The following is a 24,566-nucleotide window of genomic DNA, read 5'->3' on the forward strand; positions in this document are numbered from 1 at the left end:
CAGCCGCGCAGTGGCATGCTCAGCCCTCAGCCAATGAGGTTCCGGGTGCCATGGCCTCAACGATTCGGGCCAGATCCTCATCACCGGCGAACTCGATGGTGATGCGTCCCTTCTTGGCCCCTCGCGTCACCTTCACGCGAGTATCGAAGGCGTCCGACAGGCGGGTGGACAGGGCAGGCAATGGGGTATTGCGGCTGCGCGACGACGTCGGTGCACTGGGAACGGCCTCCGTCGACTCTCCGTAGACCGCCACCAGCTCCTCCGTGGCGCGTACCGAGAGTCCCTCGGCGACAACCCGTTGAGCCACGCGCTCCATAGCGGCCGCATCGGGGAGGCCGAGCAGGGCGCGAGCGTGGCCTGCCGACAGCACCTCCGCGGCCACACGCCGCTGCACCAGGGGAGGCAGCTTCATCAGGCGCAGCGTGTTGGAGATCTGGGAGCGGGACCGGGCAATCTTGGCGGACAGCTCCGCCTGGGTGCAGTCGAAGTCCTCAAGCAGCTGCTGATAGGCGGCCGCCTCCTCCAACGGATTCAGCTGGACGCGGTGCAGGTTCTCCAGCAGCGCGTCCCGCAGCAGTTCCTCATCGGCGGTGTACCTGACCACGGCCGGGATGGACTCCAGCCCCGCCTCCTTGGCGGCACGCAGGCGGCGCTCACCCATGACCAGCTCGTAGACGACGGTCTCATCCCCGTCCACAGGCTCCGCGGCGCCACCGTCTCCGGAGCCGGTCCCGGAAGCCGGCGCGGATTGCGTGCGGGCCTGCGCGCTTTGCGAAACCGCCTCGTCCAGGCGGCGCACCACAATGGGCTGAAGCAGGCCAACCTCCTTGATCGAGTTGGCCAGCTCCGCAATGTCATCCTCGTCGAACACCTGCCGGGGCTGCCGCCGGTTCGGCACGATTACCTCAATCGGCAGCTCGGCGAAGGTGGCTCCAGGAACCGGCACCAGCTCCGCCTCGAAACCCTCGGAGCCGTCCTCTGCCTGCGGCCCGGCCGATGTTTCACGTGAAACATCGGCGCCCGGGGCTGCCGACGCCGTAGAAGCTGATCCGGGCGCAGCCCTCCCGGCGTCTGGGCTGTCTCCCGCAGCCGGGGCAGCTACGTCGGAGTGCTCGCTTGTGCGCGATTCCCCGACGCCGGCCCGCGCCGCATCCGTGTGCCGTGCCCGGCCGCCGGATCGACGTGAACGCTTAGACGGCGCCAACAGCGTGGCGGCAATGTCATCGGAGCGCCGCCGGGTGTCCTTGCCTACTCCATCACTGGCGGCTGCATCAGCCGTACCGCCGACACCGCTCCGAGGCGCATCGGGGAAGAACACATCCGAGGGCCGCCGCTCGGGATGCTCCGCCTGCGCATCCGGAATCAGTGCCTGCAGGCCACGCCCCAGTCCGCGCTTCTTCTGAGCCATCGTCATGCCTCCGTGGATTCTTGCCGCTGCTCCTGCTCCTGTGCCGACATCACGGCGGCGCGTGCAGCGATCTCAAAGGCCAGTTTCTTGTAGGCGACCGCGCCCGTTGAGCGAGGATCCCAGAACACGACCGGTGAGCCGAAGGACGGTGCCTCCGCTACACGCACCGACCGAGGAATTCGGGTCGTGAGAGTGGCCTGCGGGAAGTAGGTGCGCACCTCCGCCTCGACCTCCTTGGCGAGCGTCGTGCGGTTGTCGAACATGGTCAGCGCGATCATCGACACCGCCAGCTCAGGGTTGTGAATCTGAGCGATCCGCTCAACTGATCGCGTCAGCAGCGCCAGTCCCTCCAGCGCGTAGTACTCCGCCTGCATGGGGATGAGTACCTCGCCCGCAGCCACGAAGGCGTTAATGGTCATAATGCCGAGGCTGGGCGGGCAGTCGATCAGTATGTAGTCGATGCGGGGAAGTCCCTGCGCCTCGCGATCACGCAGGAACTCCTCCAGCGCCAGCCGCATACGCGACTCGCGCTGCGCGGAGTTGATCAGCTCGATCTCGACCGCGGCCACGTCAATGGTCGAGGGCACGCACCACAGCGTCTCGGCGAAGCGGGTCTGCACGACTACCTGGTCAATGCGCGCGCCCTCAACCAGCACGTCATAGATGGAGGGCTGGTCCTCATCATGCTCGACGCCGAGCGCCGTGGAGGCATTGCCCTGCGAGTCGGCGTCGATGACCAGCACGTGCAGTCCCGCCTCCGCCAGGGCGGCGGCCACGTTCACAACCGTCGAAGTCTTCCCCACGCCGCCCTTCTGGTTGGCCACCGCGATGATGCGGGTGTGCTCGGGCCGGGGGAAGCTGCCCCCGGCAACCTCATCCAGGGTTGAGCGGTCAGCGCGGAGCTGATCGAAGATGGATGATCCTGACAATCTGCTTCTCCTACAGCGACATCCCGGCGCGCACGCCTGTTCGGCCGCTTCAGTGTACGTGAGAAGCCGACGCCAGCCGGTCAGCGCGAGGCCGGTCGGCGCACTTGCACCACCTTGGTGAGTTCGCCGTCGGGCGTTACCACCTCATGAATCACGGCCGGCTCAAGCCGCGCACGCTTGATGACGTACTTGGCTTCGTCCACCTCGGCCTCGGCACGCGCGCCCTTAAGCGCCAGCAGGCTGGCACCGGGCTTCAGCAGAGGTGAGGTAATCCTAATCAACTTTGTGAGGTTAGCCACAGCGCGGGCGGTGACGGCCGCGTACCGGGCCCGCAACTCCTCCGCGCGGGCACGCCTGATAGTGACATTGTCCAGGTCCAGCTCAGCGACCACATCCTCCAGCCACTGCGTGCGGCGCTCCATCGACTCCACCAGCACCACGTCGAGGTCTGGGCGCAGCAGCGCCACAACCACGCCCGGGAAGCCGGCACCGGTACCGATGTCCGCCACCGTGCCGTGGTCGGGCAGGAACGGCACCACCGCCGCAGAGTTGATGATGTGCCTGGTCCACAGGCGGGGCAGCTCCCGCGGACCCAGGAGCCCGCGCAACTCACCCTGCTCTGCCAGCATCTGGGCGAAGTGCTCGGTGGCGTAGAAGGCGGGGCCGAACATGGCCCGCATCTGCTCCGTCGGCTGCTCCACTGCACCTGCCGGAGACTGAGACTCAGACCCGGAGGCCTCCGCCTTTGCGGGGGTGCTCATGGGATCAGTCCTGCTCAATGCCGTCGGACTCGGGCATGCCGTCCGCAGTCGCAGCGTCCTTAGGCCCGGTGGCATCGTCCGCGCCGACTTCCTCCACGCCTTCGGCTTCCTCGTCCTCGTCGACGCCATCGGCCAGCATTACGACCACGTGCCGGTGCGGCTCGGCGCCCTCGGACTCGGAGTACAGGCCGGCGGCGGCAACCACGTCGTGGCAGACCTTGCGCTCGAAGGGGTTCATCGGCGCCAGGGATACCGGCTCGCCGGTCGCCTGCACCTTCGTAACCGCCTCCTGGGCGATCTTGGTCAGCTCGGCGCGCCGGCCGGCGCGGTAGCCATTGATGTCGAGCATCAGACGAGAGCGGTTGCCGGTGCGCGCCTGAACCGCCAGGCGGGTGAGTTCCTGGATGGCCTCAAGCACCTCGCCGTCGCGCCCCACGAGATCCGCGAGCTCGCGCTCGTCACCCTCCTCGGAGGCGATGACGGCCACGGACGCCCGACCGTGGTCGACGTCGATGTCGATATCACCACCGAGGTCAACGATGTCAAGGAACTCCTCCAGGTAGTCGGCGCCGATCTCGCCCTCCTCCTCGAGGTCCTTGACCGAGACGGCCTGATGCTTGGGGCGTGCTGGGTAGTCGTTCATGCTTGCTGCTGTCCTTAATTACTTGAATTACTCGCCCAGTGCTTCGAGCTGGGTGAACTGCTGGGTATACGGCTGGTTCGGTGGTCAGGGTCTATGGCCTGCGCGCTCCGGCCCGGCGACGGGCTGCCGTTCCGGGCGCGCAGGGGGGCGGCAGTCAGCGCGGTCTGCGCTTGCCGCTCTTCTTGCTCTTGGCGGACTCGCCCTTGCGCTTGGCGGCAGCCTGCTTGCGGGCGCGTGCACGCCTCTCGTAGCGGCGCCTGGCGATCTCCTCCTGGGTGAGCCCGACGGCGTTGGTAGAGTCCCCGGCGCTCCCGGCGCTCTCAGACCCGCTGGTGGTCTCGGGTCCCTGGCTGTTAATCGCCGAACCCGGCTGGGCTGACTTGGCAACGCTAGTTCCGGAGGCCTTCTGGGTGCGCTTCTTCTGGCGGTCCTTGCGTACCGGCTGGACGCGCTGCCCAGAGGTGGCAGTGCCCTCGGCCTCCGCCTTGGCGCGTTCCTCCTCCTCCAGGGAGGGCAGGCCCTTGCGTGCACGCCTGGCGTTCTCACGCGCACGCATCTTCTTCTCCGCCTCTGATCCGGGCGCCGGCATGTTGCGGATGGTGAAGAACTGCTGGCCCATGGTCCACAGGTTGGTGGTGACCCAGTAGACCAGCACGCCGATCTGGAACTGCACCCCGGTGAAGGCGAAGAAGATCGGCATGATCGTGATCATCATGCGCTGGGAGCGCATGGCCGGATTGTCACTGTTCTTGACCGAGTCCGGCATGTTCTTCATGCTCAGCTGCGCCATCGTGTACCACTGAGTGACGCTCATCAGGATGATCATCAGCACCGTGACGATCTTGACCGTGACCTCGCTGGAGTTCATGAAGGAGGCTGACAGGGGCGCACCGAAGACAGTGGAGGCCTGCACGTGCTTGGCCAGCTCGGCGGTGAGGGGGCCGATGGAGCTGTGATCGGCGTAGCCGCCGGTGGCTACCGCCTCCAGGTTGGCCAGCACGCGGAACAGCGCGAAGAACACCGGCATCTGGATCAGGATGGGGAAGCAGGAGGCGAAGGGGTTGGTGTTGTGCTTGCGGTACAGCGCCATCATCTCCTCCTGCTGGCGCTGCTGGGAGGCGGGGTCCTTCTTGCCCTTGTACTTGTTCTGCAGCGCCTGCAGCTCGGGCTGCATCAGCTGCATGCCGCGGGAGGCGCGGATCTGCTTGACGAACAGCGGCATGATCAGCAGCCGCACAAACATGGTCAGGCCGATGATGGACAGTACCCAGGCGACGCCCGGCCCATCGGGGAGACCGATGAAGACGAGGAACCGATGGATGCTGACCATGACCCAGGCGACCGCGACCATCAGGGGCCACAGGATCGTGTCCATTGCACTCCTTGTTCGAGACTTACTTGGAAGCTGTATTGCGGCTCGCGGCTCGCGGCCGCCGCGTATGCGCATCCGGGCGGCGATGTCCATCTGCGCCTGCGGCCGTGCCGTGTCAGGCCGTGTCAGGGAACTGCACCCGGCGCGGTCGGCGCGGGTGTGGCGGTAACGTCGCCGGGCGGGGCGCCGTGGCGGACTCGACTCGACGATGAGTCACAGTCATCCACATAAAAGCGCGGCACATCGGCAGGCAGGTGGTAGCGCCAGCGGCCCGGGTCGGGTACGTGGTCGACGCCGCCGCGAGTCAGCGGGTTGCAGCGCAACAGCCTCCACGCGGCCAGGAGCGCACCCTTGAGCGCGCCATGCACCTTGACCGCCTCGACCGCGTACGCCGAGCAGCTCGGGTAGTAGCGGCAGCGCCGCGGCAGGCCCGGCGAGATCCAGCCCTGGTACAAGCCCACCAGGGCTACCAGCGCCCTGGCGGCGGCGGACTGGGAGCGCTCGTGCGACATAGTCATCGACGCCTCCCCGTGTGTGCCAGGGCGCGGCTGCGGGCAAGCAGCCGATCCAGGTCCGCAGCCAGCTCGGCGCTGGTAGCACCGTCGGCTCCGGCCAGGCCCCTTACCACTATGCGGGCGCCCGGCTCCAGGTCATCGAGCCGTTCCCGCAGCAGTGCGCGCACCCGCCGCTTAATCCGGTTGCGGTGGGTGGCGCGTGCGACCTGCTTCTTGGACACGACTACTCCGATGCGCGCAGGCTGGACGGGCGCTGCCGCAGGCGCCGGGGCGCCGCCCGCACCCTGTACCCCGTCCTGGACGGGAGGCGCGGTGAGGACTTCACCGGGGGCTGCGCAGTAGTGCACCACCAGCCTGCGACTGCCGCTACGCGCACCGGATCTCACTGCGGCCGTAAAGTCCTCCGACCGCAGCATCCGGTGCGACGCCGGCAGCACCTCAGGCGGCGAGACGGGCGCGGCCCTTGCGCCGGCGCGAGGCCAGGACGGCACGGCCGGCACGGGTGCGCATGCGCTTACGGAAACCGTGCACCTTGGCGCGGTGACGGTTGTTGGGCTGGAAGGTCCGCTTGCTCACGGGTGTACTCCTGGTGCGATGATCGGAACCGTGCATCGCCAGTTGCGGCACGGTCGCTCGCGCTGGCTGCCCCATGGTCCGGGACCTGACTCCACGCGAACGTCCGCACCACAATAGGGTCACGCTTTCCCTGCGGTCAAACGGATACGGCCGCATTGTGATGAGAGCCGGGACACGCTTCGCGACCGCCCGCTCCCGGCCCCGGCGGCAACCCCGGCTGCACGGCGGGGTACCGCGCGCAGGCACGCCCGGATGCGCTTGTCCCGAGCCTGTGAACATCGCCGCGCATGCCCTGTGAACTACACCCGGTGAACCTCGCCTGGCGAGCTCCCGGCCGGTGCCGGCCCGCTGCCACCCGTCGTCGGCGCCGCCACCTCCCCGGCACGGGTCAGATCTGGCCAATAGCAGGCCAGAAGCATTCCAGCAGGATGCCGATCCGTGCGCGATCGCGCATCCCGCTCCCGCGAGGGTGACATACTCATCCCCAGTTGTGGACAACCCTGTGGGCAACGATCCACGCGCCCCCAGGGCGAGCCGTGAGCCCGCACCCGGCTACCGGTGCCCGGCTCCGGCCCACCGCACGGAGCGCTGCCGGGACCGCCACCGTGATGCAGGCCGCCCTGGCCTACGTCGGAATCGGTTACGGTTCCACCAGCGGATCCGTCCAGCCGGCACCCAGCCGACCGGTCGATCATCGAGTCATCCACCCCATACCAGGTATCAGTTCTCAAGCATCAGTCAGGAGTCAGCCGTGGCCGACGAAGCGACGACACAGTGGCGCTCGGCCCTGGAGATCCTTGCCGGCTCCGCCGAGCTCGGCCAGGGCAAGTTGTCCATCATCCGTACCACTCATGCCGTCGACGTCGACGGCACGCTAGTGCTCATCGTCGGCTCTACCTTCGCCAGGAATGTGGTGGACAACGCCCGCGGCCATATCGCGCAGGCGCTGCGCCGGGTCTCCGGTTACGACGTCCCCTTCGAGGTCATCGTTGACACCTCCCTGGAGTCATCCGCCCCCGTGCTCGCCAACCGCGCCGATACACCCGCCGTCCGCCTGACCACGCGGCCCGTGGTTGACCAGATTCCCGAGGCCCCCGTGCCGGCCGTGAGCGCGCCCGTGCCACCGGCTGCGCCTGCCGACGATGCCCCGGCGGTCCCGGGCGGCTACGCGACCGCCGAGCCCTCGCCGGCGGTGACCGTTCCTGACGAAGGTTCAGACCTCAACCCGAAGTACACCTTCGATACCTACGTCACCGGCTCCTCCAACCGGCTGCCGCACGCCTCCGCTATCGCGGTGGCCGAGGCCCCGGCCAAGGCCTACAACCCGCTGTTCATCTACGGCGGCTCCGGCCTGGGCAAGACGCACCTGCTGCACGCCATCGGCCACTACGCCCGCAGGCTGTACCCCTCTATCCGGGTCAAGTACGTATCCAGCGAGGAGTTCGTCTCCGACTTCATCGCCTCGGTGGCCGACGGCCGCATGGACGCCTTCAAGCGCCGCTACCGGGAGGTCGACATCCTCCTGGTTGACGACATCCAGTTCCTGCAGGGCAAGGAGCAGACGCTCGAGGAGTTCTTCCACACCTTCAACGCCCTGCACACCGCCAACAAGCAGGTCGTACTCACCTCCGACCAGCCGCCCAAGGCGCTGGGCGGGTTCGAGGAGCGGCTGCGCTCGCGCTTCGAGTGGGGCCTGCTGGCCGACGTGCAGCCGCCGGACTTCGAGACCCGCACGGCGATCCTGTCCCGCAAGGCCAGCGCCGAGGGGCTTGACCTGCCCGCCGACGTCCTGGAGTACATCGCCAGCCGGGTCACCACCAATATCCGTGAGCTCGAGGGCGCCCTGATCCGGGTGACCGCCTTCGCCTCACTGACCAAGCAGCCGGTGGATCGCACCCTGGCGGAACTGGTGCTCAAGGACATCATCACCGATCCCGCCAGCGAGGAGATCACCTCTGCGCTGATCATGGCGCAGACCGCCGACTACTTCGGCATCACGATCGATGACCTGTGCTCGTCCAACCGGGCCCGCACAATCGTCCACGCCCGCCACATCGGCATGTACCTGTGCCGGGAGCTGACTGACATGTCCCTGCCGCAGATCGGACGCGAGTTCGGCGGCCGCGACCACACCACGGTTATGAGCGCGGACAAGAAGATCCGCACGCAGATGCCCGAGCGCCGCGAGACCTACAACCACGTGGCCGAGCTCACCGCGCGCATCAAGCAGGCGGCCCAGTCCGCCACCGCTTCCTGACGCGCCGGCGCCCATCTCTCCTCGGCCTAACACCCGCGGGGCGGTCAGGCGTACGAGTTCGTGCCCTGTTACGAGCTTTTGCACCCTGGTGCACGGCTGCAGCGTGCGCACTAGGGTGCAAAAGCTCGCATCAGACAGGCCGGCGGGGCTGTGGAAGACGCTGCGGAGCGACAGTGGACGTCCCGGGCACTCCTGTGGAGCAGGCCATCGCCGTCTGGGGAGAGCCCAACCGGGGAACTACCACAATCCACCGGCCGGCCGAGGCGTCCACGGAACTACGAGCTTGTAGTTCCACAGCCCCCTGGCGCGCGCCGCCGCCGCAAGCGCCGCTTTTCCCCAGCTTCCACACCACCTATAACCCCTACAAGACTTGTCATTCACGATCCGCCACGCATGCCCGCACCAGGGATCCGGGACCCCCACCCGGCAAACACCTCAATGCGGCATCCCGGTCATGCGTCTACACTCAGCGGCAAACCGCATACACATCACGCACGTGCCGGGAGCGCCCGGCCGCCGAGGAGGCACTACATGAAGCTCAGGGTCGACCGCGACGTCCTCGCTGACGCCGTCACATGGACCGCGCGCTCAGTGCCGGCACGCCCCCCGGTGCCCGTGCTGGCCGGCGTCCGCCTGGAGGCCACCTCCACCTCCCTGATCCTGGCCTCCTTCGACTACGAGGTCTCCGCCCACTGCGAGATCCCGGCCGACGTCGAGGAGGAGGGCGTGGTGCTCGTCTCCGGTCGGCTGCTCGCGGACATTGCCAAGGCGCTGCCGTCCAAGCCGGTGGACCTGGAGGTCGAGGGCACCAAGGTGACTGTCACCTGCGGCGCCTCCCGCTTCGCGCTCGCGGCCATGGCGGCCGAGGACTACCCGGCGCTGCCGCAGATGCCGGGCGTGGCCGGGACCGTCGACGCCCACGACCTCGCCGAGGCCGTCTCCCAGGTATCCATCGCCGCTTCCCGCGATGAGACCCTGCCGCTGCTGACCAGCGTGCAGATGGAGGTCGACGGCGCCTCCCTGACGCTTATGGCCACTGACCGCTATCGGCTGGCCGTGCGGGAGATGACCTGGCAGCCGCAGGACCCCCAGCTCTCAACCCACGCGCTGCTAAAGGCCCGCACCCTGTCCGACGTCGCCAAGTCCCTGACCTCCACGGGTGACGTGACGGTGGCACTCACGGAGGCGGCCGAGTCCGCCTCCAGCCTCATTGGCTTCGAGGCCGGCGGCCGGCGCACCACCAGCCTGCTCACCGACGGCGATTACCCGCCCGTGCTGCGCCTGTTCCCCGAGTCCACCACGATTCACGCCACCGTTGGCCGTGAGGAGCTCATGGGCGCCGTGCGCCGCGTCAGCCTGGTTGCCGACCGGGCCGCCCCGATCCACATGTCCTTCACCGAGGGCAACCTGGCGCTGGACGCCGGCCAGGGGGACGACGCGCAGGCCTCCGAGCAGCTAGTCACCCACCTGGAGGGCGAGGACATCGCCACCGCCTTCAACCCCGCCTACCTGCTCGACGGCCTGGGAGCCATTAACCAGCCGTACGTGCGCTTCGACTTCACCCACCCGTCCAAGCCCGCGGTCCTGACCGGCATGAGCGCCATCGGCGGCGAGGAGGACACCTCCTTCCGCTACCTGATCATGCCGATCCGCTTCGGCGCCTGAGGCCAGCCCCGACCCAGATGCATTCGGCTGCCAGCCGCGGAAATCGCCGCGCGCGGGTGACGGGGCGGCAGGCCCGCGGGCGCCCGCCGTCGGGAACCGGTCGAGGGAGGTGCGGCTGCCGTGTACGTCTCTGATCTTGCACTGGATGACTTCCGCTCCTTCCGCGAGCTGGTCCTGGCGCTCCAGCCCGGGCCGACGGCGTTCATTGGCCCCAATGGGCAGGGCAAGACCAACCTGGTGGAGGCGGTGGCCTACCTGTCTGCACTGTCCAGCCACCGGGTCGGCACGGATATGGCGCTGGTGCGGCGCGCGCCGGCCGGTGAGCCACAGCCCGGTGGCGCCGTGATCCGTGCCAAGGTGGTTCACGGCGAGCACCCCAGTGTGCTGGAGCTGGAGCTGATCGCGGGGCGCGCTAATCGGGCCCGCCTGAACCGTGCCTCTGCGCGGCCACGCGACCTGCTCGGCGTGCTGCGCACAGTCGTCTTCGCCCCGGAGGACCTGGCCCTGGTGCGCGCCGAGCCGGGTGTGCGCCGTCGTTTCCTGGATGACCTGGCTGTCACCCTGCGTCCGGCACTGGCGAGTGTGCGCGCCGAGCACGACAAGATCCTCGCCCAGCGCGCCAGCCTGCTGAAGTCGGCTCGCGCTGCGCGCGCCTCCACCACCTCCATGCTCTCCACCCTTCAGGTCTGGGACGCCCAGCTTGCGGTGGCCTCCGCCCGCCTGATCTCCGCCCGCGTCGACGTCGTGCAGCGGCTGCGTCCGTGGGTGGCCGAGTGCTACGGCCGGGTCAGCCAGGGCCGCTCGGCCGCCCGCATCGCCTACCGCTCCAGCCTGCTCGCGCACGAGGGCACCCCAGAGCCCGACCCGACCGCCGAGGCGACCTTCTTGGAGGCGGAGGAGACGCTGGTGGACTCCGCCGCCACTGCCGCCCGCCTGGAACAGGCCATGGAGGACCTGCACGCCCGCGAGATCGACCGGGGCGCCAACCTGGTGGGTGCTCACCGCGACGACCTGTCCCTGTTCCTGGACGCCCTGCCGGCCAAGGGGTTCGCCTCCCACGGGGAGCAGTGGTCCCTGGCCCTGGCGCTGCGACTGGCCTCCTACGAGATGCTGCGTCACGACGTGGACGCCTACGGGGGTGACGGCGAGCCCGTACTGATACTCGACGACGTCTTCGCCTCCCTGGACGACGCCCGCCGCCGCGCCCTGGCCGGCATTGCCGCCGACGCCCAGCAGGTGCTGCTCACCGCCGCCGTGGACGCCGACGTGCCCGCGGCCCTGGACGGCGCCCGCTTCCACGTGACCAATGGCGAGTCCGGATCCCGGGTGCTCCATGACTGAGCCGCACCTCGATCCGACCGCGGGTGCCGCGGAGGCGTCCGCGCCCGGCGCGGCAGATGCCGACTCGGCCGATGCGCTGGCGGCGCGGGCCCTGGCCCGGGAGCGCGGGCGTGCCTGGGATGCCGGCCTGAGCCGCCGCGCCCTGAGCCGCCGCGCCCTGAGCCGGCAGGCGGCGGATGCCGACGGCGTGGCCGCCTGGGATCGGCGTCGAAGAGGCGCCGGGGACGAGGACGCGGATGCCGCCGACGGTGCGGAGATGGATCGCGGGCCCGGCCTGCCGCCCGGCCGCGACCGGCCCGGCCCCACCCGCTTCGATCCGCGCACCGGCAAGCAGGACCTGCGCCGCTACGCCGAGCGGCACGGCTGGGCGTCGAAGCTGGCCATGGCCAGTGTCTCGGTGCGCTGGCGGGAGATCGTCGGCGAGCAGATCGCAGCGCACGCCGTTATTGAGCGCTTCGAGCCCGGCCGCCTGACCCTGCGGGCCTCCTCCAGCGCCTGGGCGCAGCAGCTGCGGCTGCTGCTGCCCGGCATTGAGCGGCAGGTGTCCGAGGCGCTGGGCGAGGACGGTGGCGCCGTCGAGATCCGCATCCTGGGGCCTGCCGGACCCACCTGGCGGCACGGGCGCTTCGGGGCCGCCCGCGGCGGCCGCGGCCCCCGTGACACCTACGGGTGATCAACCAGGTGACGTTGCCCACGTCGCGATTAGTGCAATGACGGTCGATACCGGGTATCAGCACGGTAGAATCGCCACGGAAATGCCCATGGTGCGCCCAGGGCCATGCGCAAGGTACCCACCTACACGCGCCGGGTCCCATGCCCGGATTCCGGCGCCTGAGTGAGCGCATGAGACTGGCCCGGCGCACATGACGAGGAGCAACTGATACGTGTCTGACCTGGATCAGCCTGTGACTGCCGACGGTAGTACCACGAATCCCGAGGCCACAACTGCCTCTGCCGCTGCGGAGCCTGAGGCCGCGGGGACTACCCGCACCGAGCACGGTTACGACGCCGGTGACATCACCGTCCTGGAGGGCCTGGAGGCGGTGCGCAAGCGCCCCGGCATGTACATCGGCTCCACCGGGGAGCGGGGCCTGCACCACCTGGTCTACGAGGTGGTGGACAATGCCGTGGACGAGGCGCTTGCGGGATTCTGCGACCACATCGAGGTGACCATCCTGGCGGACGGCGGCCTGCGCGTGGTTGACAACGGCCGCGGTATTCCCGTGGACGAGCACCCCACCGAGCACAAGCCTACCGTCGAGGTGGTCATGACCATCCTGCACGCTGGCGGCAAGTTCGGCGGCGGCGGCTACGCCGTCTCCGGCGGTCTGCACGGGGTGGGCATATCCGTGGTGAACGCCTTGTCCACCCGTGTGGACACCGAGGTGCGCCGACAGGGCCACGTGTGGCGCATGAGCTTCGGCGACGGCGGTCACCCGCTTACCCCTCTGGCACGGGGCGAGGAGACCGACGCGACCGGTACCACCCAGACCTTCTACCCGGACCCGGCCATCTTCGAGACGACCGTATTCGATTACGAGACCCTGCGCCGTCGCTTCCAGCAGATGGCCTTCCTCAACAAGGGCCTGCGCATCACCCTGACCGACGAGCGCGAGGGCGTGACCGACTCCGGCGACGAGATCACCGGCGATGAGCTCGGCCCCGCCGACGACCCGGTCAAGGGCCACCGGTCCGTGACCTACTGCTATGAGCACGGCCTGCGCGACTACGTGGAGTTCCTGAACCGCTCCAAGAAGGTCGAGCTGGTCCACCCCGAGATCATCGACTTCGAGGCCGAGCAGGACCTCGGCGACGGGCGCGCCATCAGCCTGGAGATTGCCATGCAGTGGACCGGCGCATACTCCGAGTCGGTGCACACCTACGCCAACACGATCAACACCACCGAGGGTGGCACCCACGAGGAGGGCTTCCGCACGGCGCTGACCACCCTGGTCAACAAGTACGGGCGCGAGAAGGGCCTGATCAAGGACAAGGATGACAACCTCACCGGTGACGACATCCGTGAGGGCCTGACCGCCGTCATCTCCGTCAAGCTCACCGAGCCGCAGTTCGAGGGGCAGACCAAGACCAAGCTCGGCAACACCGAGGCCCGCACCTTCGTGCAGCAGACCGTCTACGCCCGGCTCGGCGACTGGCTGGACTCCCACCCCGCCGACGCCAAGGCCGTGCTGACCAAGGCGACCCAGGCCGCGGCCGCCCGGCTGGCCGCCCGCAAGGCCCGGGAGGCCACCCGCCGCAAGGGGGTGCTGGAGACCGCCTCCATGCCCGGCAAGCTGCGTGACTGCTCCTCCCGCAACGCCGAGGAGTGCGAGATCTTCATCGTCGAGGGCGACTCGGCCGGCGGCTCCGCCGTCGGCGGCCGCGATCCCGAGCACCAGGCGATCATGCCGATCCGCGGCAAGATCCTGAATGTGGAGAAGGCCCGCCTGGACCGGGCCCTGTCCTCGGACACCATCCGCTCCCTGATCACCGCCTTCGGCACCGGCATCGGTGAGGACTTCGACATCTCCAAGCTGCGCTACGGCAAGATCGTCATCATGGCCGACGCCGACGTCGACGGCCAGCACATCGCCACCCTGCTGCTGACTCTGCTGTTCCGCTACATGCGGCCGCTGATCGAGCAGGGTCACACCTACATCGCCATGCCGCCCCTGTACCGCCTGAAGTGGGTGGGCGCCGAGCACGAGTTCGCCTACTCCGACGCCGAGCGAGACCAGCTGCTCGCCGCCGGCGCCGAGGCCGGGCGCCGCCTGCCCAAGGAGGGCGGCATTCAGCGCTACAAGGGCCTGGGCGAGATGAACGACCACGAGCTGTGGGAGACCACCATGGACCCGGCCAATCGGATCCTCAAGCGGGTCACGCTGGATGAGGCGGCCGACGCCGACGAGACCTTCTCCATCCTCATGGGGGACGACGTCGAGCAGCGCCGCTCCTTCATCCAGCGCAACGCCGCCGACGTCCGCTTCCTGGACATCTAGGCGGCGGGGCCCGACCCCCGACAGCGGCCGGACCCGACCCGGCGCCTGTCGGCTCGCCGTCGGCCCGCGCACCACTGAACCTCAGCACCCCACCAGCAAAGGAAATCCGTGAGCGACGAGACCACCGAGCTCCCCGCCGTGGAGCCGACCGGAGACCGCATCCATCCGGTCGACCTCCAGATGGAGATGCAGCGCTCCTACCTCGACTACGCCATGAGCGTGATCGTCGGGCGCGCCCTGCCCGATGTGCGTGACGGGCTCAAGCCGGTTCACCGCCGCGTCCTGTACGCCATGTACGACGGCGGCTACCGCCCCACCGCCTCCTTCTCCAAGTCTTCCCGCGTGGTGGGCGAGGTCATGGGTAACTACCACCCGCACGGCGACGCCGCCATCTACGACGCGCTGGCCCGCCTGGTGCAGTGGTGGTCGCTGCGCTACCCGCTGGTGGCCGGGCAGGGCAACTTCGGCACTCCCGGCAACCTGGGGCCGGCCGCCCCCCGCTACACCGAGTGCAAGATGGCGCCGCTGGCCATGGAGATGGTCCGGGACATCGACGAGGAGAGCGTCGACTTCCAGGACAACTACGACGGCCGCAACCAGGAACCCGTCATCCTGCCCTCGCGCTTCCCCAACCTGCTGGTCAACGGCTCGGAGGGCATCGCGGTGGGTATGGCCACCCGCATTCCCCCGCACAACCTGCGTGAGGTTGCCGCCGGCGTGCAGTGGTTCCTGGACCACCCTGACGCCTCCCGTGAGGAGCTGCTGGAGGCACTGATTCAGCGCATCCCCGGCCCCGACTTCCCCACGGGTGCCACCATCCTGGGGCGGCGCGGCATCGAGGACGCTTACCGCACCGGCCGCGGCTCCATCACTCAGCGGGCGGTGGTCAGCGTCGAGGAGATCCAGGGCCGCCAGTGCCTGGTGGTAACCGAGCTGCCCTACCAGGTCAACCCTGACAACCTGGCCGACAAGATCGCGCAGCTGGTGCGCGACGGGCAGGTCAGCGGCATCGCCGACATCCGCGACGAGACCTCCGGCCGTACTGGGCAGCGGCTGGTCATCGTGCTCAAGCGCGACGCGGTGGCCAAGGTGGTGCTGAACAACCTCTACAAGCGCACCCAGCTGCAGGACAACTTCCCCGCCAACATGCTGGCCCTGGTGGACGGCGTGCCGCGCACCCTGTCCCTGGACGGCTTTGTACGCCACTGGGTGGAACACCAGATTGACGTGATCGTGCGTCGCTCCCAGTTCCGGCTGCGCAAGGCGGAGGAGCGGCTGCACATCCTGGAGGGCCTGCTCAAGGCCATTGACGCCCTGGATGCCGTTATCGCACTGATCCGCCGCTCTCCCACCACCGATGAGGCCCGTAACGGGCTGATGGAGCTGCTCGGCGTCGACGAGGCCCAGGCCGAGGCCATCCTCTCCCTGCAGCTGCGCCGCCTGGCCGCCCTGGAGCGGCTCAAGATCCAGCAGGAGTCCGACGAGCTGACCGCCCGCGTGGCCGACCTGAAGGACATCATCGCCGATCCTGCCCGCCAGCGCGCCATCGTCTCCGAGGAGCTGGCGGAGATCGTCGACAAGTACGGCGACGAGCGTCGCACCAGGATCCTGCCCTTCGACGGGGAGGTCAGTGCCGAGGATCTGATTCCCGAGGAGGAGGTGGTGGTCACCATCACCCGCTCCGGCTACGCCAAGCGCACCCGTACCGACGCCTACCGCTCCCAGCACCGCGGCGGCAAGGGTGTGCGCGGCGCCGCCCTGCGCGAGGACGACGTCGTTGACCACTTCTTCGTCACCTCCACCCACAACTGGCTACTGTTCTTCACCAACCTTGGCCGCGTCTACCGCGCCAAGGCCTACGAGCTGCCCGAGGGCGGCCGCGACGCCAAGGGGCAGCACGTGGCCAACCTGCTGGCATTCCAGCCGGGCGAGGAGATCGCCCAGGTCATGGAGCTGAGCGACTACCAGCAGGCCGACTACCTGGTGCTGGCCACCCGCCGCGGCCTGGTGAAGAAGACCCGCCTGACCGAGTACGACTCCAACCGCTCGGCCGGGCTGATCGCCGTTAACCTGCGTGAGGACGCTGAGGGCAACCCCGATGAGCTGGTCTCCGCCGCCCTGCTGTCCGCCGGGCAGGACCTGCTGCTGGTCTCCCGGCACGGCCAGGCGCTGCGCTTCCACGCCGACGACGCCACCCTGCGTCCGACCGGCCGTGCCACCAGCGGTGTGACCGGTATGCGCTTCCGCGACGGTGACTCGCTGCTGGCCATGGATGTGGTGGATCCCGCCTGGGAGGACGCTGACCTGTTCGTCGTCACTGAGGGCGGCTACGCCAAGCGCACCCTGGCCACCGACTACCCGGTCAAGGGTCGTGGAGGCCTGGGCGTCAAGGTCGCCGACCTGGTGGAGGAGCGCGGCGACCTCGTGGGCGCCCTGACCACCGCCCCCACCGATGAGGTCATGTGCATCATGGCCTCCGGGAAAGTCGTGCGCAGCGCCGTCGCCGAGGTCTCCCGCACCGGGCGCAACACCCGTGGCGTCACCTTCGCCAAGCCCGATGCAGGCGACCGCATCATCGCCGTCGCCCGCAACGCCGAGGACGAGCTTGATAGCTCCGACGAGGAGTCAGCCTCGGAGCCGTTGGCCGGCTCGGCGGAGCAGGTGGCCGACGAGACCGGAGTGGACGCTGCGGGCCCTGGCGCCGACACGGTATCGTCTGAGGACGACGAGAGTGAGGTTCAGGCATGAGTCAGCCGGAGTCCTACCCGCCCGCCCAGGGCGGACAGAACCAGTCCCCCGCCGCGGCCGAGCCGGCGGCACCCGCGACGTCCCAGACTGTCCCCGAGCCGAATGACGGCGAGCACAAGCCCGCCAAGACAATCGTCGGCCCGCGCCGGGTCCGGCTCGCCCTGACGCGAGTTGACCCGTGGTCGGTGATGAAGGCGTCCTTCCTGCTGAGCGTGGCCGCCGGCATCATGCTGGTGGTAGCTGCCGCCTTCGTGTGGTTCATGCTGGATGCGATGCACGTGTTCTCCACCATCCAGGACCTGGTGGGCACGGTGATGGACTCCAGCAACAACGCCTACTCGGCGCTGATCGAGTACATGAAGTTCTCCCGCGCCATCTCCATGGCCACGGTGATCGCCGTCGTCAACATCATCCTGATGACTGCCCTGGCGACGATCGGCGCGTTCCTGTACAACATCACGGCTGCGCTCGTCGGTGGGGTTCATCTCACACTCGCGGACGAGTGATCGCATTTGGTGTGCGGCGGCTCGGTGGGCTAGTCTCTCCTGCGTCGCAAGGGCCTATAGCTCAGTTGGTTAGAGCGCATCCCTGATAAGGATGAGGTCGCTGGTTCGAGTCCAGCTAGGCCCACTGTCCGCGGTGGAACATGAGGAGGCTTCATGAAGAGCCGAGTACTCCTGGTCGCCGCGGTTTTTTCGTTCCTCGGGGTCGTCGGCTACGCCACCTGGTTGAAGCTGGAGGCCGCTCGGGCGGAGCGGGCTGCATGGGCGGAGGTCACCGACCCCGTCGCATGAAGGGGCCATGGCGCAATTGGTAGCGCACCTGCTTTGCAAGCAGGGGGTTACGGGTTCGAGTCCCGTTGGCTCCACTCACTCTCTTCTTCCCTACCCAGCTCCCCTCACCGAGTTCGGTAGACGTTACGTGCCGAAGTCGGTAGTTGTTACGTGCCGAGTTCGGTTCGGGTGGTGCTTCGGTGGTCGGTGCCGTTGCTTGTACGACGTCGTGCGGCATGGCGCGAGCAGGGGTGGCCATGATGTGCGTGGCGGGCACCGCTCGGGGATGAGTCAGGGCGCTTCCCCATGGAACCGGCGGTTCGACGACGTCAGACTAGATCCATGAGCACAGACACTCACGGATCCTCAGGCACCAACTACGACTCCGACTCCGGCTACAACTCGGCGGGCGGGGCGCCCCGCACCGTGGTTGACTGGATCACCGTCGCCGGCGATCAGCTCATCGCAACCGTTAAGCAGCTGGTGGCCGACGGGAATGTCCGTCGGGTCATCCTGCGCGACTCCTCCGGCAGGGAGTTTCTGAGCGTGCCCCTGACGGCGAGCGCAGTTGTTGGCGGCATTACGGTGCTGGCTGCGCCGGTGCTTGCCGCCATCGGCGTTGTCGCAGCCATGGTCGCAGAGGTCACTCTTGAGGTGGAGCGCGTCGACCGCGGTAGCAGCACAAACGGTGAATCCGGGGTTGATCCCACCGGCGAGGAGCCACTGCCTAATCCCGGCCCGGAGGCATAGAGCGTTAAGGCAATGCCCGTACCGGCAAGTGCTGGCCGCGCGAATCTCGAACTGTGCAGGCCCGATCCACAGGTGCTCGCGGTTTGCGTGCACAGGCGGGCGCTCGGGCTGTCCCCAAGCTGTGGGTTGCTGGCTTTTCGGCTTGAACGCGCGGCCATGACGGGTTCATCCCCAGCTGTGTGCAACCCTGTGGAGAAGTACAGCGGTGTACTTCCCCAGCTGCCTCCACAGGTGTGGAGGAATGACAGCGGTGTACTTCCCCAGGATCCACAACGGTGGGTACACCTGTGGAGACAACGGCGATGACGGGTCATCCGGTTTGAGGGTGTGGTGGCTGTGCCGGGGTGAGTTGTCTGCTGCGCGCGCTGGACGTTAACAACGCTACTTAACGGTCTGGTGTATACCTCGGGCCCCTTCAGCAGACGGTTAACAGGCGTTGTTAACCCCGAAGTGGAGTTGCAGATGATCCCGTGTCGTCGACGACCGCCCGCCGACAGCGACGACGTCCTCGCCCACCCGCGGACGACTCCGCATGCCCGAGGACGACCTGCACGGGTCGAGCACGTCCTTATAAGCCCGAAGCCTCCACAGCCGGTTTACTTCATGACTGCGCGCGACGCCGGCCGGACAGGGGTGGCCTGCGAACTACGCAGGCGCCTGGCGCCGTCACCGCGTCCCCGGCGTGTGCGGAGTGCGGGTACGCCTATATGCCTCGGGGCGCCCTGCAATGAAGTCGACCCGGGGCCAGGAGCGCGGAGCCCTAGTTAGACCAGAAGCAGGCGGATGGTAGCCAGGGCAACTAGCACCACCGCTACGGCGGCGGTACCCCACAGGCCAACGGCGGTCTGGCGCCCGCGTGGCGCCCAGGCGTAGACCGCTGCCAATGCGAGCCCGGTAAGGAAGCCCCCCAGGTGTCCTTGCCAGGAGATATTTGCCCCTACCACCGAGATCACCATGTTGATCACCAGCAGGCCCACGATGGTGGAGGTATCCCGCCCAAAACGCCGCTGAATCACGAACACGGCGGCAAACAGTCCGAAGATGGCGCCAGACGCCCCCACGGTTCCCGTGACCCAGGACCACGCCGTCGGCGTTGCCAGCCAGTAGATCGCCGTCGACCCGCCGAGGGCGCTCAGTGCCGCCAGGGCGACGAACCGCCAACGGCCCAGCAGCGGCTCAAGCTGGCTGCCCAGCACCCACAGTGCCCACATGTTCATGGCCAGGTGCACCAGCGATCCGTGCAGGAACGCGGTTGACAGGAAGCGCCAGGGCTGGGCTGCGGCCAGTGCGGGGACGAAGTCGAACCAACCGGTGACCGCGGGGTAGACCATCTGCATCAGGTAGACGGCCACACAAATACCCACTAGCAGCTTGGTGACCAACGCATCCGCTACTGCGGTACCGCCCAGCACGGTGCGCACGCCGCGCCTACCGGAGCTCGCCCGGCGAGCACAGTCCACACAGTGAATACCGACGGCGCTGGGTACCTGACACTCCGGGCAGGCCGGGCGATCACAGCGCTGGCAGCGCACGTAGGCCACCCGCTCGGGGTGGCGCGGGCACACCGGCACCGTGCCGTCCTGCGGGCTGGGTCCGGTCATGAATCAATCCCGTCGCGACGACGTCGCCGAGACCACCTCATCGCTGGATGGTCACCGAGGTGATAACAACGTCCTCAAGCGGGCGGTCGCGCGGGTCCGTGGCCACAGCGGAAATGGCGTCCACCACCCGGCGGGACGCCTCGTCGGCGACGGCGCCGAAGATCGTGTGCTTGCCCTGCAGCCACTCGGTGGGGGCGGTAGTGATGAAGAACTGGGAGCCGTTGGTGCCCTTGCCCAGGCGGCGGCCGGCATTGGCCATGGCCAGCACGTAGGGTGCCGTGAAGGTCAGGGAGGGGTCGATCTCGTCGTCAAAGACGTAACCGGGACCGCCGGTGCCGGTGCCCAGCGGGTCACCGCCCTGGATCATGAAGCCCGGGATCACCCGGTGGAAGACGACACCCTCGTACAGGGGGGCGTTGGACTGCTCGCCCGTGCGCGGATCCGTCCAGGTCTTCTCACCGGTGGCTAGGCCAACAAAGTTGGCGACTGTCTCCGGCGCCTGCGCGGGGAAGAGTTCGAGTCGAATATCGCCGAGGCTGGTGTGCAGTGTCGCTTCGATGGTCGCTTCCATGCTCGTCATCGTCGCACGTGTTGCCGGAGCAATCCCGGGACCCGGTGTTCACCCCAGGCAGAACGCTTCCCAGGTTGGTGTGTGGGAGCTGCGTTACAGTGCCACCATTGGGTGAACAACCTCATCGTTCCGAGCAGGGAGACCGACATGGTTTGCAATTTCCGTGACAAGAAGATCGAGTCTGATCGCAGCCGTCTTGAGGCCGCCACGCTCGCGGACAGTATCGCCGCCCAGGCCGGGCGCGCCGTCGGTTGGGCGACGCCGCGCGTGAACCGGGCGCGGGAGGAATTCATCAGGGCCGCCAGGGAGGCGCAGGTACGCGCACAGCCGGTCGTCGAGCAGGCGCGCACGCGGGTGGTTGAGGAGTATGTCCCGGCCGCCCAGCGCGCCGCTGAGGGAGCACGCATCCGGGTGGTTGAGGAGTACGTTCCTGCCGCCCAGCGCGCCGCGATCGCCGCCCAGGAGGCCGTCAACACCGAGGGCACGCTTACCGAGCGCGCCCAGCGCGCCGCCCTTGCCGCGAAGCAGGCGGCACTGACCCCGGAGGTACCAGTGAAGAAGAAGCACCCCGTCCTCAAGACGTTCTGCTGGCTCACCGTCGCCGGCTGCGCCGCAGGCGCCGCGTACGTGATTTGGCGCCGCAGTCAGCCGGTGGAGGACCCGTGGGCGGAGGAGTACTGGGCCGACTCCACCGATGAGCCTGCGGCTGAGGAACCGGTCGCACCGGAGGCCGCAGCCGAGGCCGCTCCGGAGGAGTCAGCCGCCGACTGAAGGCCCGCATAACTCAGCCGGGACGGCTAGCAGGGCCGTCCCAAGGTACGTCGGCACCCATCCGTGGATCACGCGGGTGGGTGCCGACGCGTACCGGCTCCCTCGGCCGACGGCGGCGCCGAGCGGTGGTCGCGAGTGATGGCTGCCGGCGGTGGATCTGGGTTACGTCAGTGGATGCTGGCGGTCGCGGCGTCGTCTTCGGCCGCGTCGGCCGGTGGCGGTGCACGGAATACGAAATAGGTGTGGTCCTGGACACGTCACGTGGTTAGGGTTGTGCCATGAGCGCCGCCATTCCTGCACCTGCCCTTCCACTCCGCCAGGGCACTGCGGGCGCCGATCCCGTGGCGATCCCGCAGCTCGGATTCGGGACCTACAAGGTCGGTGACGCGGATGCCGAGCGTGCCGTCAGTCAGGCACTGGAAGCCGGGTACCGCCATATCGACACCGCCCAGATGTACGGCAACGAGGCCGGCGTGGGGCGGGCGCTGGCCGCCTCCGGCATCCCCCGTGAGCAGTTGTGGGTCACCTCCAAGCTGAACAACCCCAACCACCGGCGTGACGACGCGCTGCGCAGTTTTGATGCCACCTTGCGGGACCTGCAATTGGAGGTCCTGGACCTGTTCCTGGTGCACTGGCCGCTGGCCAACTCCCCTGGGATCGACTTGGTGGACACCTGGCGCACCATGATTGAGATCCTCCGCTCCGGGCGCGTGCGCGCGATAGGCGTTTCCAACTATCAGGCCGAGCACCTGCGCACCATTGTCGACGCCACCGGGGTGGTGCCGGCCATCAACCAGATCGAGCTGCACCCGTACCTGATCCAGCGGGAACTGCGCAATGTCCACGAGGAGCTCGGCATCGTCACTGAGTCCTGGTCGCCGCTCGGCCGCGGCCGCCTGCTGGAGGATCCCGAGCTGGTTCGGGTTGCCGCGGAGCTGGGTGTCACGCCCGCACAGGTTATTGTCCGCTGGCACTTGCAGCACGGCCTGGTGGTCATTCCTAAGACCACGCATGCCGTGCGCATGCGCGAGAATGCCGACGTGTTCAGCTTTGCGCTGAGCCCAGAGCAAATGGCCGCCGTCGACGCCCTGGACCGGGGAATGCGCACCGGCTCGCACCCTGATCAGGTGCAGGTCTGAGCTCGCGGTGAACCGTAGTTCGTGACCGGGTAGGGCGCTGCGGAATGCCAACCGCGGACGGGTCATCCCTTAGGCTAGGGCGCGGCACATCTCGGGCTGCGGGCCGCCGACGTCGTCCGCAGGGCAAGTGAGGAGGCGCGAGTGGCGCGGACTGAGGGTGAGAAGAAGACGAGGCCGGAGCGCTCCGGTAACCCGGCCAAGCGGGCTGCGGCGGAGCGTGCGCGTATTGAGGAGTCCCGGGCCGCCGCCAACCGTGTCTCCCGCGTGCCTCGCAAGGTTAAGGAGAATGGCTCACCGCGCTGGTACGCCCCGCTGATGGTCACGCTCCTGGTGGTTGGCCTGCTGTGGGTGGTGGTCACCTACCTGTTCAAGGGTGCCTACCCGCTGCCGTACTTCGTTGAGAACCATGCCAGTGACTGGCTGGTAAACGGCAACCTGTATGTGGGCTTCGCGATCATGCTGGTGGGTTTCCTGGGCCTGTTGCGCTGGAAGTAGCTGAGGGGAGCGCATGACGGCAAAGAGTGCCCGGCGCCATGCCGGACGGCGTCGGCGAGGCAGGCGGGTATTTAACTCCGTCCTGTTCGGACTGGGTGAGCTGCTGATTACCGCCGGCCTGGTGGTGGCACTGTTCCTGGTGTGGCAGCTGTGGTGGACGGGTCTGGAGGCGAATGCCAGGGCCGACGCCGTGGCCACCGGCTTCGTTTCCACCCAGGTTGATTCCCCTAATGTTGAGGGCACCAGGCACTATGACGATCCGCCCGAGGTGGCACCCGTGGGCTACGGGCAGGTGATTGGGATGCTCGTTGTGCCCAAGTGGTACGGCGTCACTAACAACAACATGCCGATCCTGGAGGGCATAGGGGCGGACGTGCTGGATCAGGCGGCTGCCGGTCACTACCCCGATACCCAGCAGCTTGGCGCCATCGGCAACTTCGCCATCGCGGGCCACCGCCGCACCAACGGAAACTCCTTCAGGCGCATTGACCTGCTGGAGGAGGGCGATGAGATCATCGTGGCCACCCGTGATACCTGGTACGTGTATACGGTTACGAGCCACGAGATTGTTGAGCCCACCGATGTTGACGTGATCGCCCCGGTACCGGGTGAGCCCGGCGTCGCCCCCACCGAGCGCATGCTGACCATGACTACTTGCCACTCGCTGACTGTGGGCGAATGGGGCAATGATCATCGCTGGATCACTCACGCGAAGTTTGCGTACTGGATGGAGCGCGCGGAGGGCCGTCCTGCCTCGGTGCTCAATGACGAGGGGGTCAACTGATGTACGGGTGGATCTGGCGGCACCTGCCGGGCCCGGTGTGGCTGCGTGCGATTGAGGCGCTGGTGTTGGCAGCGGCAGCGGTCCTGTTCCTGTTCGAGGTTGTCTTCCCCTGGGCCAACGAGATGTGGGACCTCTCCGGTGAGGCAACCGTATAGGCGGATCTGGTTCCAGGTGTGGGCTGCTGCGTAGGAGCTCGTGCTCGGGAGGTCGTCGTCGGGCTTGTTGGATCGTACTCGGGTACAGGAAGCCGTCACCGGTGCGCACCGCTGCTGGGCACAGTGCTGCTGCGAAGGGCGCGGACCGGGCCGGCTCGCTCGTACGCCCCGGGGTGAGGGTTCGGTACTTCGCGTGACGGTTCGGCACTTCCGGTGACGGTTCGTACCTTTGCACCGACGATTCGTACCCTGTGGTGACGGTTCGTACGGTAGGGGTACTGTGCTGTCTCCACACTTCTGGGACGGTTGAGTC

General features: G+C 68.0%; 24 protein-coding genes and 2 tRNA genes. 16 read left to right on the top strand and 10 right to left on the bottom strand.

Annotation, left to right across the window (positions count from 1 at the left end; genetic code table 11):
* Positions 1-19: 19 nt before the first annotated feature.
* The 8 genes from GZ997_RS08680 to rpmH form a co-directional block, all read right to left on the bottom strand.
* On the bottom strand, positions 20-1,408 hold the full coding sequence (locus GZ997_RS08680; protein WP_161925188.1) for a ParB/RepB/Spo0J family partition protein: 1,389 nt from the start codon (positions 1,406-1,408) through the stop codon (positions 20-22).
* A gap of 2 nt (positions 1,409-1,410) precedes the next feature.
* The gene (locus GZ997_RS08685) at positions 1,411-2,337 is read right to left on the bottom strand and encodes a ParA family protein (protein ID WP_161925189.1); all 927 of its coding nucleotides are present in this window, start codon (positions 2,335-2,337) and stop codon (positions 1,411-1,413) included.
* 80 nt (positions 2,338-2,417) lie between these two features.
* Positions 2,418-3,098: a 16S rRNA (guanine(527)-N(7))-methyltransferase RsmG gene (gene rsmG, locus GZ997_RS08690; protein WP_162679614.1), complete on the bottom strand. Its 681-nt coding sequence runs from the start codon at positions 3,096-3,098 to the stop codon at positions 2,418-2,420.
* Positions 3,099-3,102: 4 nt separating this feature from the next.
* Complete coding sequence (locus GZ997_RS08695) at positions 3,103-3,741, bottom strand: R3H domain-containing nucleic acid-binding protein (RefSeq protein WP_162679615.1); 639 nt, start codon at positions 3,739-3,741, stop codon at positions 3,103-3,105.
* Positions 3,742-3,895: 154 nt separating this feature from the next.
* Positions 3,896-5,116: a membrane protein insertase YidC gene (gene yidC / locus GZ997_RS08700; RefSeq protein WP_161925192.1), complete on the bottom strand. Its 1,221-nt coding sequence runs from the start codon at positions 5,114-5,116 to the stop codon at positions 3,896-3,898.
* A 122-nt stretch (positions 5,117-5,238) separates the two neighbouring features.
* Positions 5,239-5,625: a membrane protein insertion efficiency factor YidD gene (yidD, locus tag GZ997_RS08705; protein WP_161925500.1), complete on the bottom strand. Its 387-nt coding sequence runs from the start codon at positions 5,623-5,625 to the stop codon at positions 5,239-5,241.
* Positions 5,626-5,627: 2 nt separating this feature from the next.
* A complete protein-coding gene (gene rnpA / locus GZ997_RS08710; RefSeq protein ID WP_343212311.1) occupies positions 5,628-6,128 on the bottom strand; it encodes a ribonuclease P protein component in 501 nt (166 codons plus the stop codon).
* Entirely contained in the window at positions 6,067-6,204 is a 138-nt protein-coding gene (rpmH, locus tag GZ997_RS08715; protein ID WP_073333441.1) for a 50S ribosomal protein L34, read from the bottom strand. The genes rnpA and rpmH overlap by 62 nt, the downstream gene beginning before the upstream one ends.
* A 751-nt stretch (positions 6,205-6,955) precedes the next feature.
* On the opposite strand from rpmH, the gene dnaA reads away from it, so the two are divergent.
* The 11 genes from dnaA (at position 6,956) to GZ997_RS08765 (ending at position 18,737) form a co-directional block, all read left to right on the top strand.
* Positions 6,956-8,461 carry a chromosomal replication initiator protein DnaA gene (gene dnaA / locus GZ997_RS08720; RefSeq protein WP_162679616.1) on the top strand — a complete coding sequence of 502 codons (1,506 nt, stop codon included), beginning with the start codon at positions 6,956-6,958 and terminating at the stop codon, positions 8,459-8,461.
* A 531-nt stretch (positions 8,462-8,992) separates the two neighbouring features.
* Positions 8,993-10,126, top strand: coding sequence for a DNA polymerase III subunit beta (gene dnaN / locus GZ997_RS08725; RefSeq protein WP_161923200.1), 1,134 nt, complete (start codon positions 8,993-8,995; stop codon positions 10,124-10,126).
* A gap of 120 nt (positions 10,127-10,246) precedes the next feature.
* Positions 10,247-11,467, top strand: a complete 1,221-nt coding sequence (recF, locus tag GZ997_RS08730; protein ID WP_162679617.1) for a DNA replication/repair protein RecF — start codon at positions 10,247-10,249, stop codon at positions 11,465-11,467.
* Entirely contained in the window at positions 11,460-12,140 is a 681-nt protein-coding gene (locus GZ997_RS12780) for a DciA family protein (protein WP_238994377.1), read from the top strand. Before recF ends, GZ997_RS12780 begins: the two co-directional genes overlap by 8 nt.
* 211 nt (positions 12,141-12,351) lie before the next feature.
* The gene (gyrB, locus tag GZ997_RS08740) at positions 12,352-14,466 is read left to right on the top strand and encodes a DNA topoisomerase (ATP-hydrolyzing) subunit B (RefSeq protein ID WP_162679618.1); all 2,115 of its coding nucleotides are present in this window, start codon (positions 12,352-12,354) and stop codon (positions 14,464-14,466) included.
* Between the two features lie 108 nt (positions 14,467-14,574).
* Complete coding sequence (gene gyrA / locus GZ997_RS08745; RefSeq protein ID WP_162679619.1) at positions 14,575-17,214, top strand: DNA gyrase subunit A; 2,640 nt, start codon at positions 14,575-14,577, stop codon at positions 17,212-17,214.
* Positions 17,211-17,720 carry a DUF3566 domain-containing protein gene (locus GZ997_RS08750; protein WP_162679620.1) on the top strand — a complete coding sequence of 170 codons (510 nt, stop codon included), beginning with the start codon at positions 17,211-17,213 and terminating at the stop codon, positions 17,718-17,720. The genes gyrA and GZ997_RS08750 overlap by 4 nt, the downstream gene beginning before the upstream one ends.
* 50 nt (positions 17,721-17,770) lie before the next feature.
* Positions 17,771-17,844 (top strand) — tRNA-Ile (locus tag GZ997_RS08755).
* Between the two features lie 29 nt (positions 17,845-17,873).
* Positions 17,874-18,008, top strand: coding sequence for a DLW-39 family protein (locus tag GZ997_RS12785; protein ID WP_219109740.1), 135 nt, complete (start codon positions 17,874-17,876; stop codon positions 18,006-18,008).
* Between the two features lies 1 nt (position 18,009).
* Positions 18,010-18,082: transfer RNA gene (locus tag GZ997_RS08760), tRNA-Ala, on the top strand.
* A gap of 247 nt (positions 18,083-18,329) precedes the next feature.
* The gene (locus tag GZ997_RS08765; RefSeq protein ID WP_162679621.1) at positions 18,330-18,737 is read left to right on the top strand and encodes a DUF4342 domain-containing protein; all 408 of its coding nucleotides are present in this window, start codon (positions 18,330-18,332) and stop codon (positions 18,735-18,737) included.
* A gap of 764 nt (positions 18,738-19,501) precedes the next feature.
* Here GZ997_RS08765 and GZ997_RS08770 read toward each other — a convergent pair.
* Entirely contained in the window at positions 19,502-20,338 is an 837-nt protein-coding gene (locus GZ997_RS08770; protein ID WP_162679622.1) for a rhomboid family intramembrane serine protease, read from the bottom strand.
* Between the two features lie 37 nt (positions 20,339-20,375).
* Positions 20,376-20,897, bottom strand: coding sequence for a peptidylprolyl isomerase (locus GZ997_RS08775; protein ID WP_161925195.1), 522 nt, complete (start codon positions 20,895-20,897; stop codon positions 20,376-20,378).
* 159 nt (positions 20,898-21,056) lie between these two features.
* On the opposite strand from GZ997_RS08775, the gene GZ997_RS08780 reads away from it, so the two are divergent.
* From GZ997_RS08780 to GZ997_RS12470, 5 genes are all read left to right on the top strand, one after another.
* Positions 21,057-21,680, top strand: coding sequence for a hypothetical protein (locus tag GZ997_RS08780; RefSeq protein ID WP_161923207.1), 624 nt, complete (start codon positions 21,057-21,059; stop codon positions 21,678-21,680).
* A gap of 278 nt (positions 21,681-21,958) precedes the next feature.
* Positions 21,959-22,819 (top strand): aldo/keto reductase, encoded by an 861-nt coding sequence (locus GZ997_RS08785; RefSeq protein ID WP_162679623.1) that lies wholly within the window; start codon positions 21,959-21,961, stop codon positions 22,817-22,819.
* A gap of 141 nt (positions 22,820-22,960) precedes the next feature.
* Complete coding sequence (locus GZ997_RS08790; RefSeq protein WP_161923209.1) at positions 22,961-23,314, top strand: cell division protein CrgA; 354 nt, start codon at positions 22,961-22,963, stop codon at positions 23,312-23,314.
* Positions 23,315-23,327: 13 nt separating this feature from the next.
* Positions 23,328-24,098, top strand: a complete 771-nt coding sequence (locus GZ997_RS08795; RefSeq protein WP_161923210.1) for a class E sortase — start codon at positions 23,328-23,330, stop codon at positions 24,096-24,098.
* The gene (locus tag GZ997_RS12470) at positions 24,098-24,253 is read left to right on the top strand and encodes a hypothetical protein (RefSeq protein WP_203234142.1); all 156 of its coding nucleotides are present in this window, start codon (positions 24,098-24,100) and stop codon (positions 24,251-24,253) included. Before GZ997_RS08795 ends, GZ997_RS12470 begins: the two co-directional genes overlap by 1 nt.
* Positions 24,254-24,566 lie beyond the last annotated feature (313 nt).

The organism is Actinomyces sp. 565, from assembly GCF_010365615.1.
Lineage (GTDB): Bacteria > Actinomycetota > Actinomycetes > Actinomycetales > Actinomycetaceae > Actinomyces.

Bases quoted from the DNA above. Each gene is read 5' to 3' on its own strand.
- GZ997_RS12780 (WP_238994377.1), top strand. From the start codon at position 11,460: ATGACTGAGCCGCACCTCGATCCGACCGCGGGTGCCGCGGAGGCGTCC.
- GZ997_RS08785 (WP_162679623.1), top strand. From the start codon at position 21,959: ATGAGCGCCGCCATTCCTGCACCTGCCCTTCCACTCCGCCAGGGCACT.
- GZ997_RS08680 (WP_161925188.1), bottom strand. From the start codon at position 1,408: ATGGCTCAGAAGAAGCGCGGACTGGGGCGTGGCCTGCAGGCACTGATT.
- GZ997_RS08780 (WP_161923207.1), top strand. From the start codon at position 21,057: ATGGTTTGCAATTTCCGTGACAAGAAGATCGAGTCTGATCGCAGCCGT.
- rsmG (WP_162679614.1), bottom strand. From the start codon at position 3,098: ATGAGCACCCCCGCAAAGGCGGAGGCCTCCGGGTCTGAGTCTCAGTCT.
- yidC (WP_161925192.1), bottom strand. From the start codon at position 5,116: ATGGACACGATCCTGTGGCCCCTGATGGTCGCGGTCGCCTGGGTCATG.
- GZ997_RS08695 (WP_162679615.1), bottom strand. From the start codon at position 3,741: ATGAACGACTACCCAGCACGCCCCAAGCATCAGGCCGTCTCGGTCAAG.
- dnaN (WP_161923200.1), top strand. From the start codon at position 8,993: ATGAAGCTCAGGGTCGACCGCGACGTCCTCGCTGACGCCGTCACATGG.
- GZ997_RS08795 (WP_161923210.1), top strand. From the start codon at position 23,328: ATGACGGCAAAGAGTGCCCGGCGCCATGCCGGACGGCGTCGGCGAGGC.
- GZ997_RS12470 (WP_203234142.1), top strand. From the start codon at position 24,098: ATGTACGGGTGGATCTGGCGGCACCTGCCGGGCCCGGTGTGGCTGCGT.
- GZ997_RS12785 (WP_219109740.1), top strand. From the start codon at position 17,874: ATGAAGAGCCGAGTACTCCTGGTCGCCGCGGTTTTTTCGTTCCTCGGG.
- GZ997_RS08750 (WP_162679620.1), top strand. From the start codon at position 17,211: ATGAGTCAGCCGGAGTCCTACCCGCCCGCCCAGGGCGGACAGAACCAG.
- GZ997_RS08770 (WP_162679622.1), bottom strand. From the start codon at position 20,338: ATGACCGGACCCAGCCCGCAGGACGGCACGGTGCCGGTGTGCCCGCGC.
- yidD (WP_161925500.1), bottom strand. From the start codon at position 5,625: ATGTCGCACGAGCGCTCCCAGTCCGCCGCCGCCAGGGCGCTGGTAGCC.
- GZ997_RS08765 (WP_162679621.1), top strand. From the start codon at position 18,330: ATGAGCACAGACACTCACGGATCCTCAGGCACCAACTACGACTCCGAC.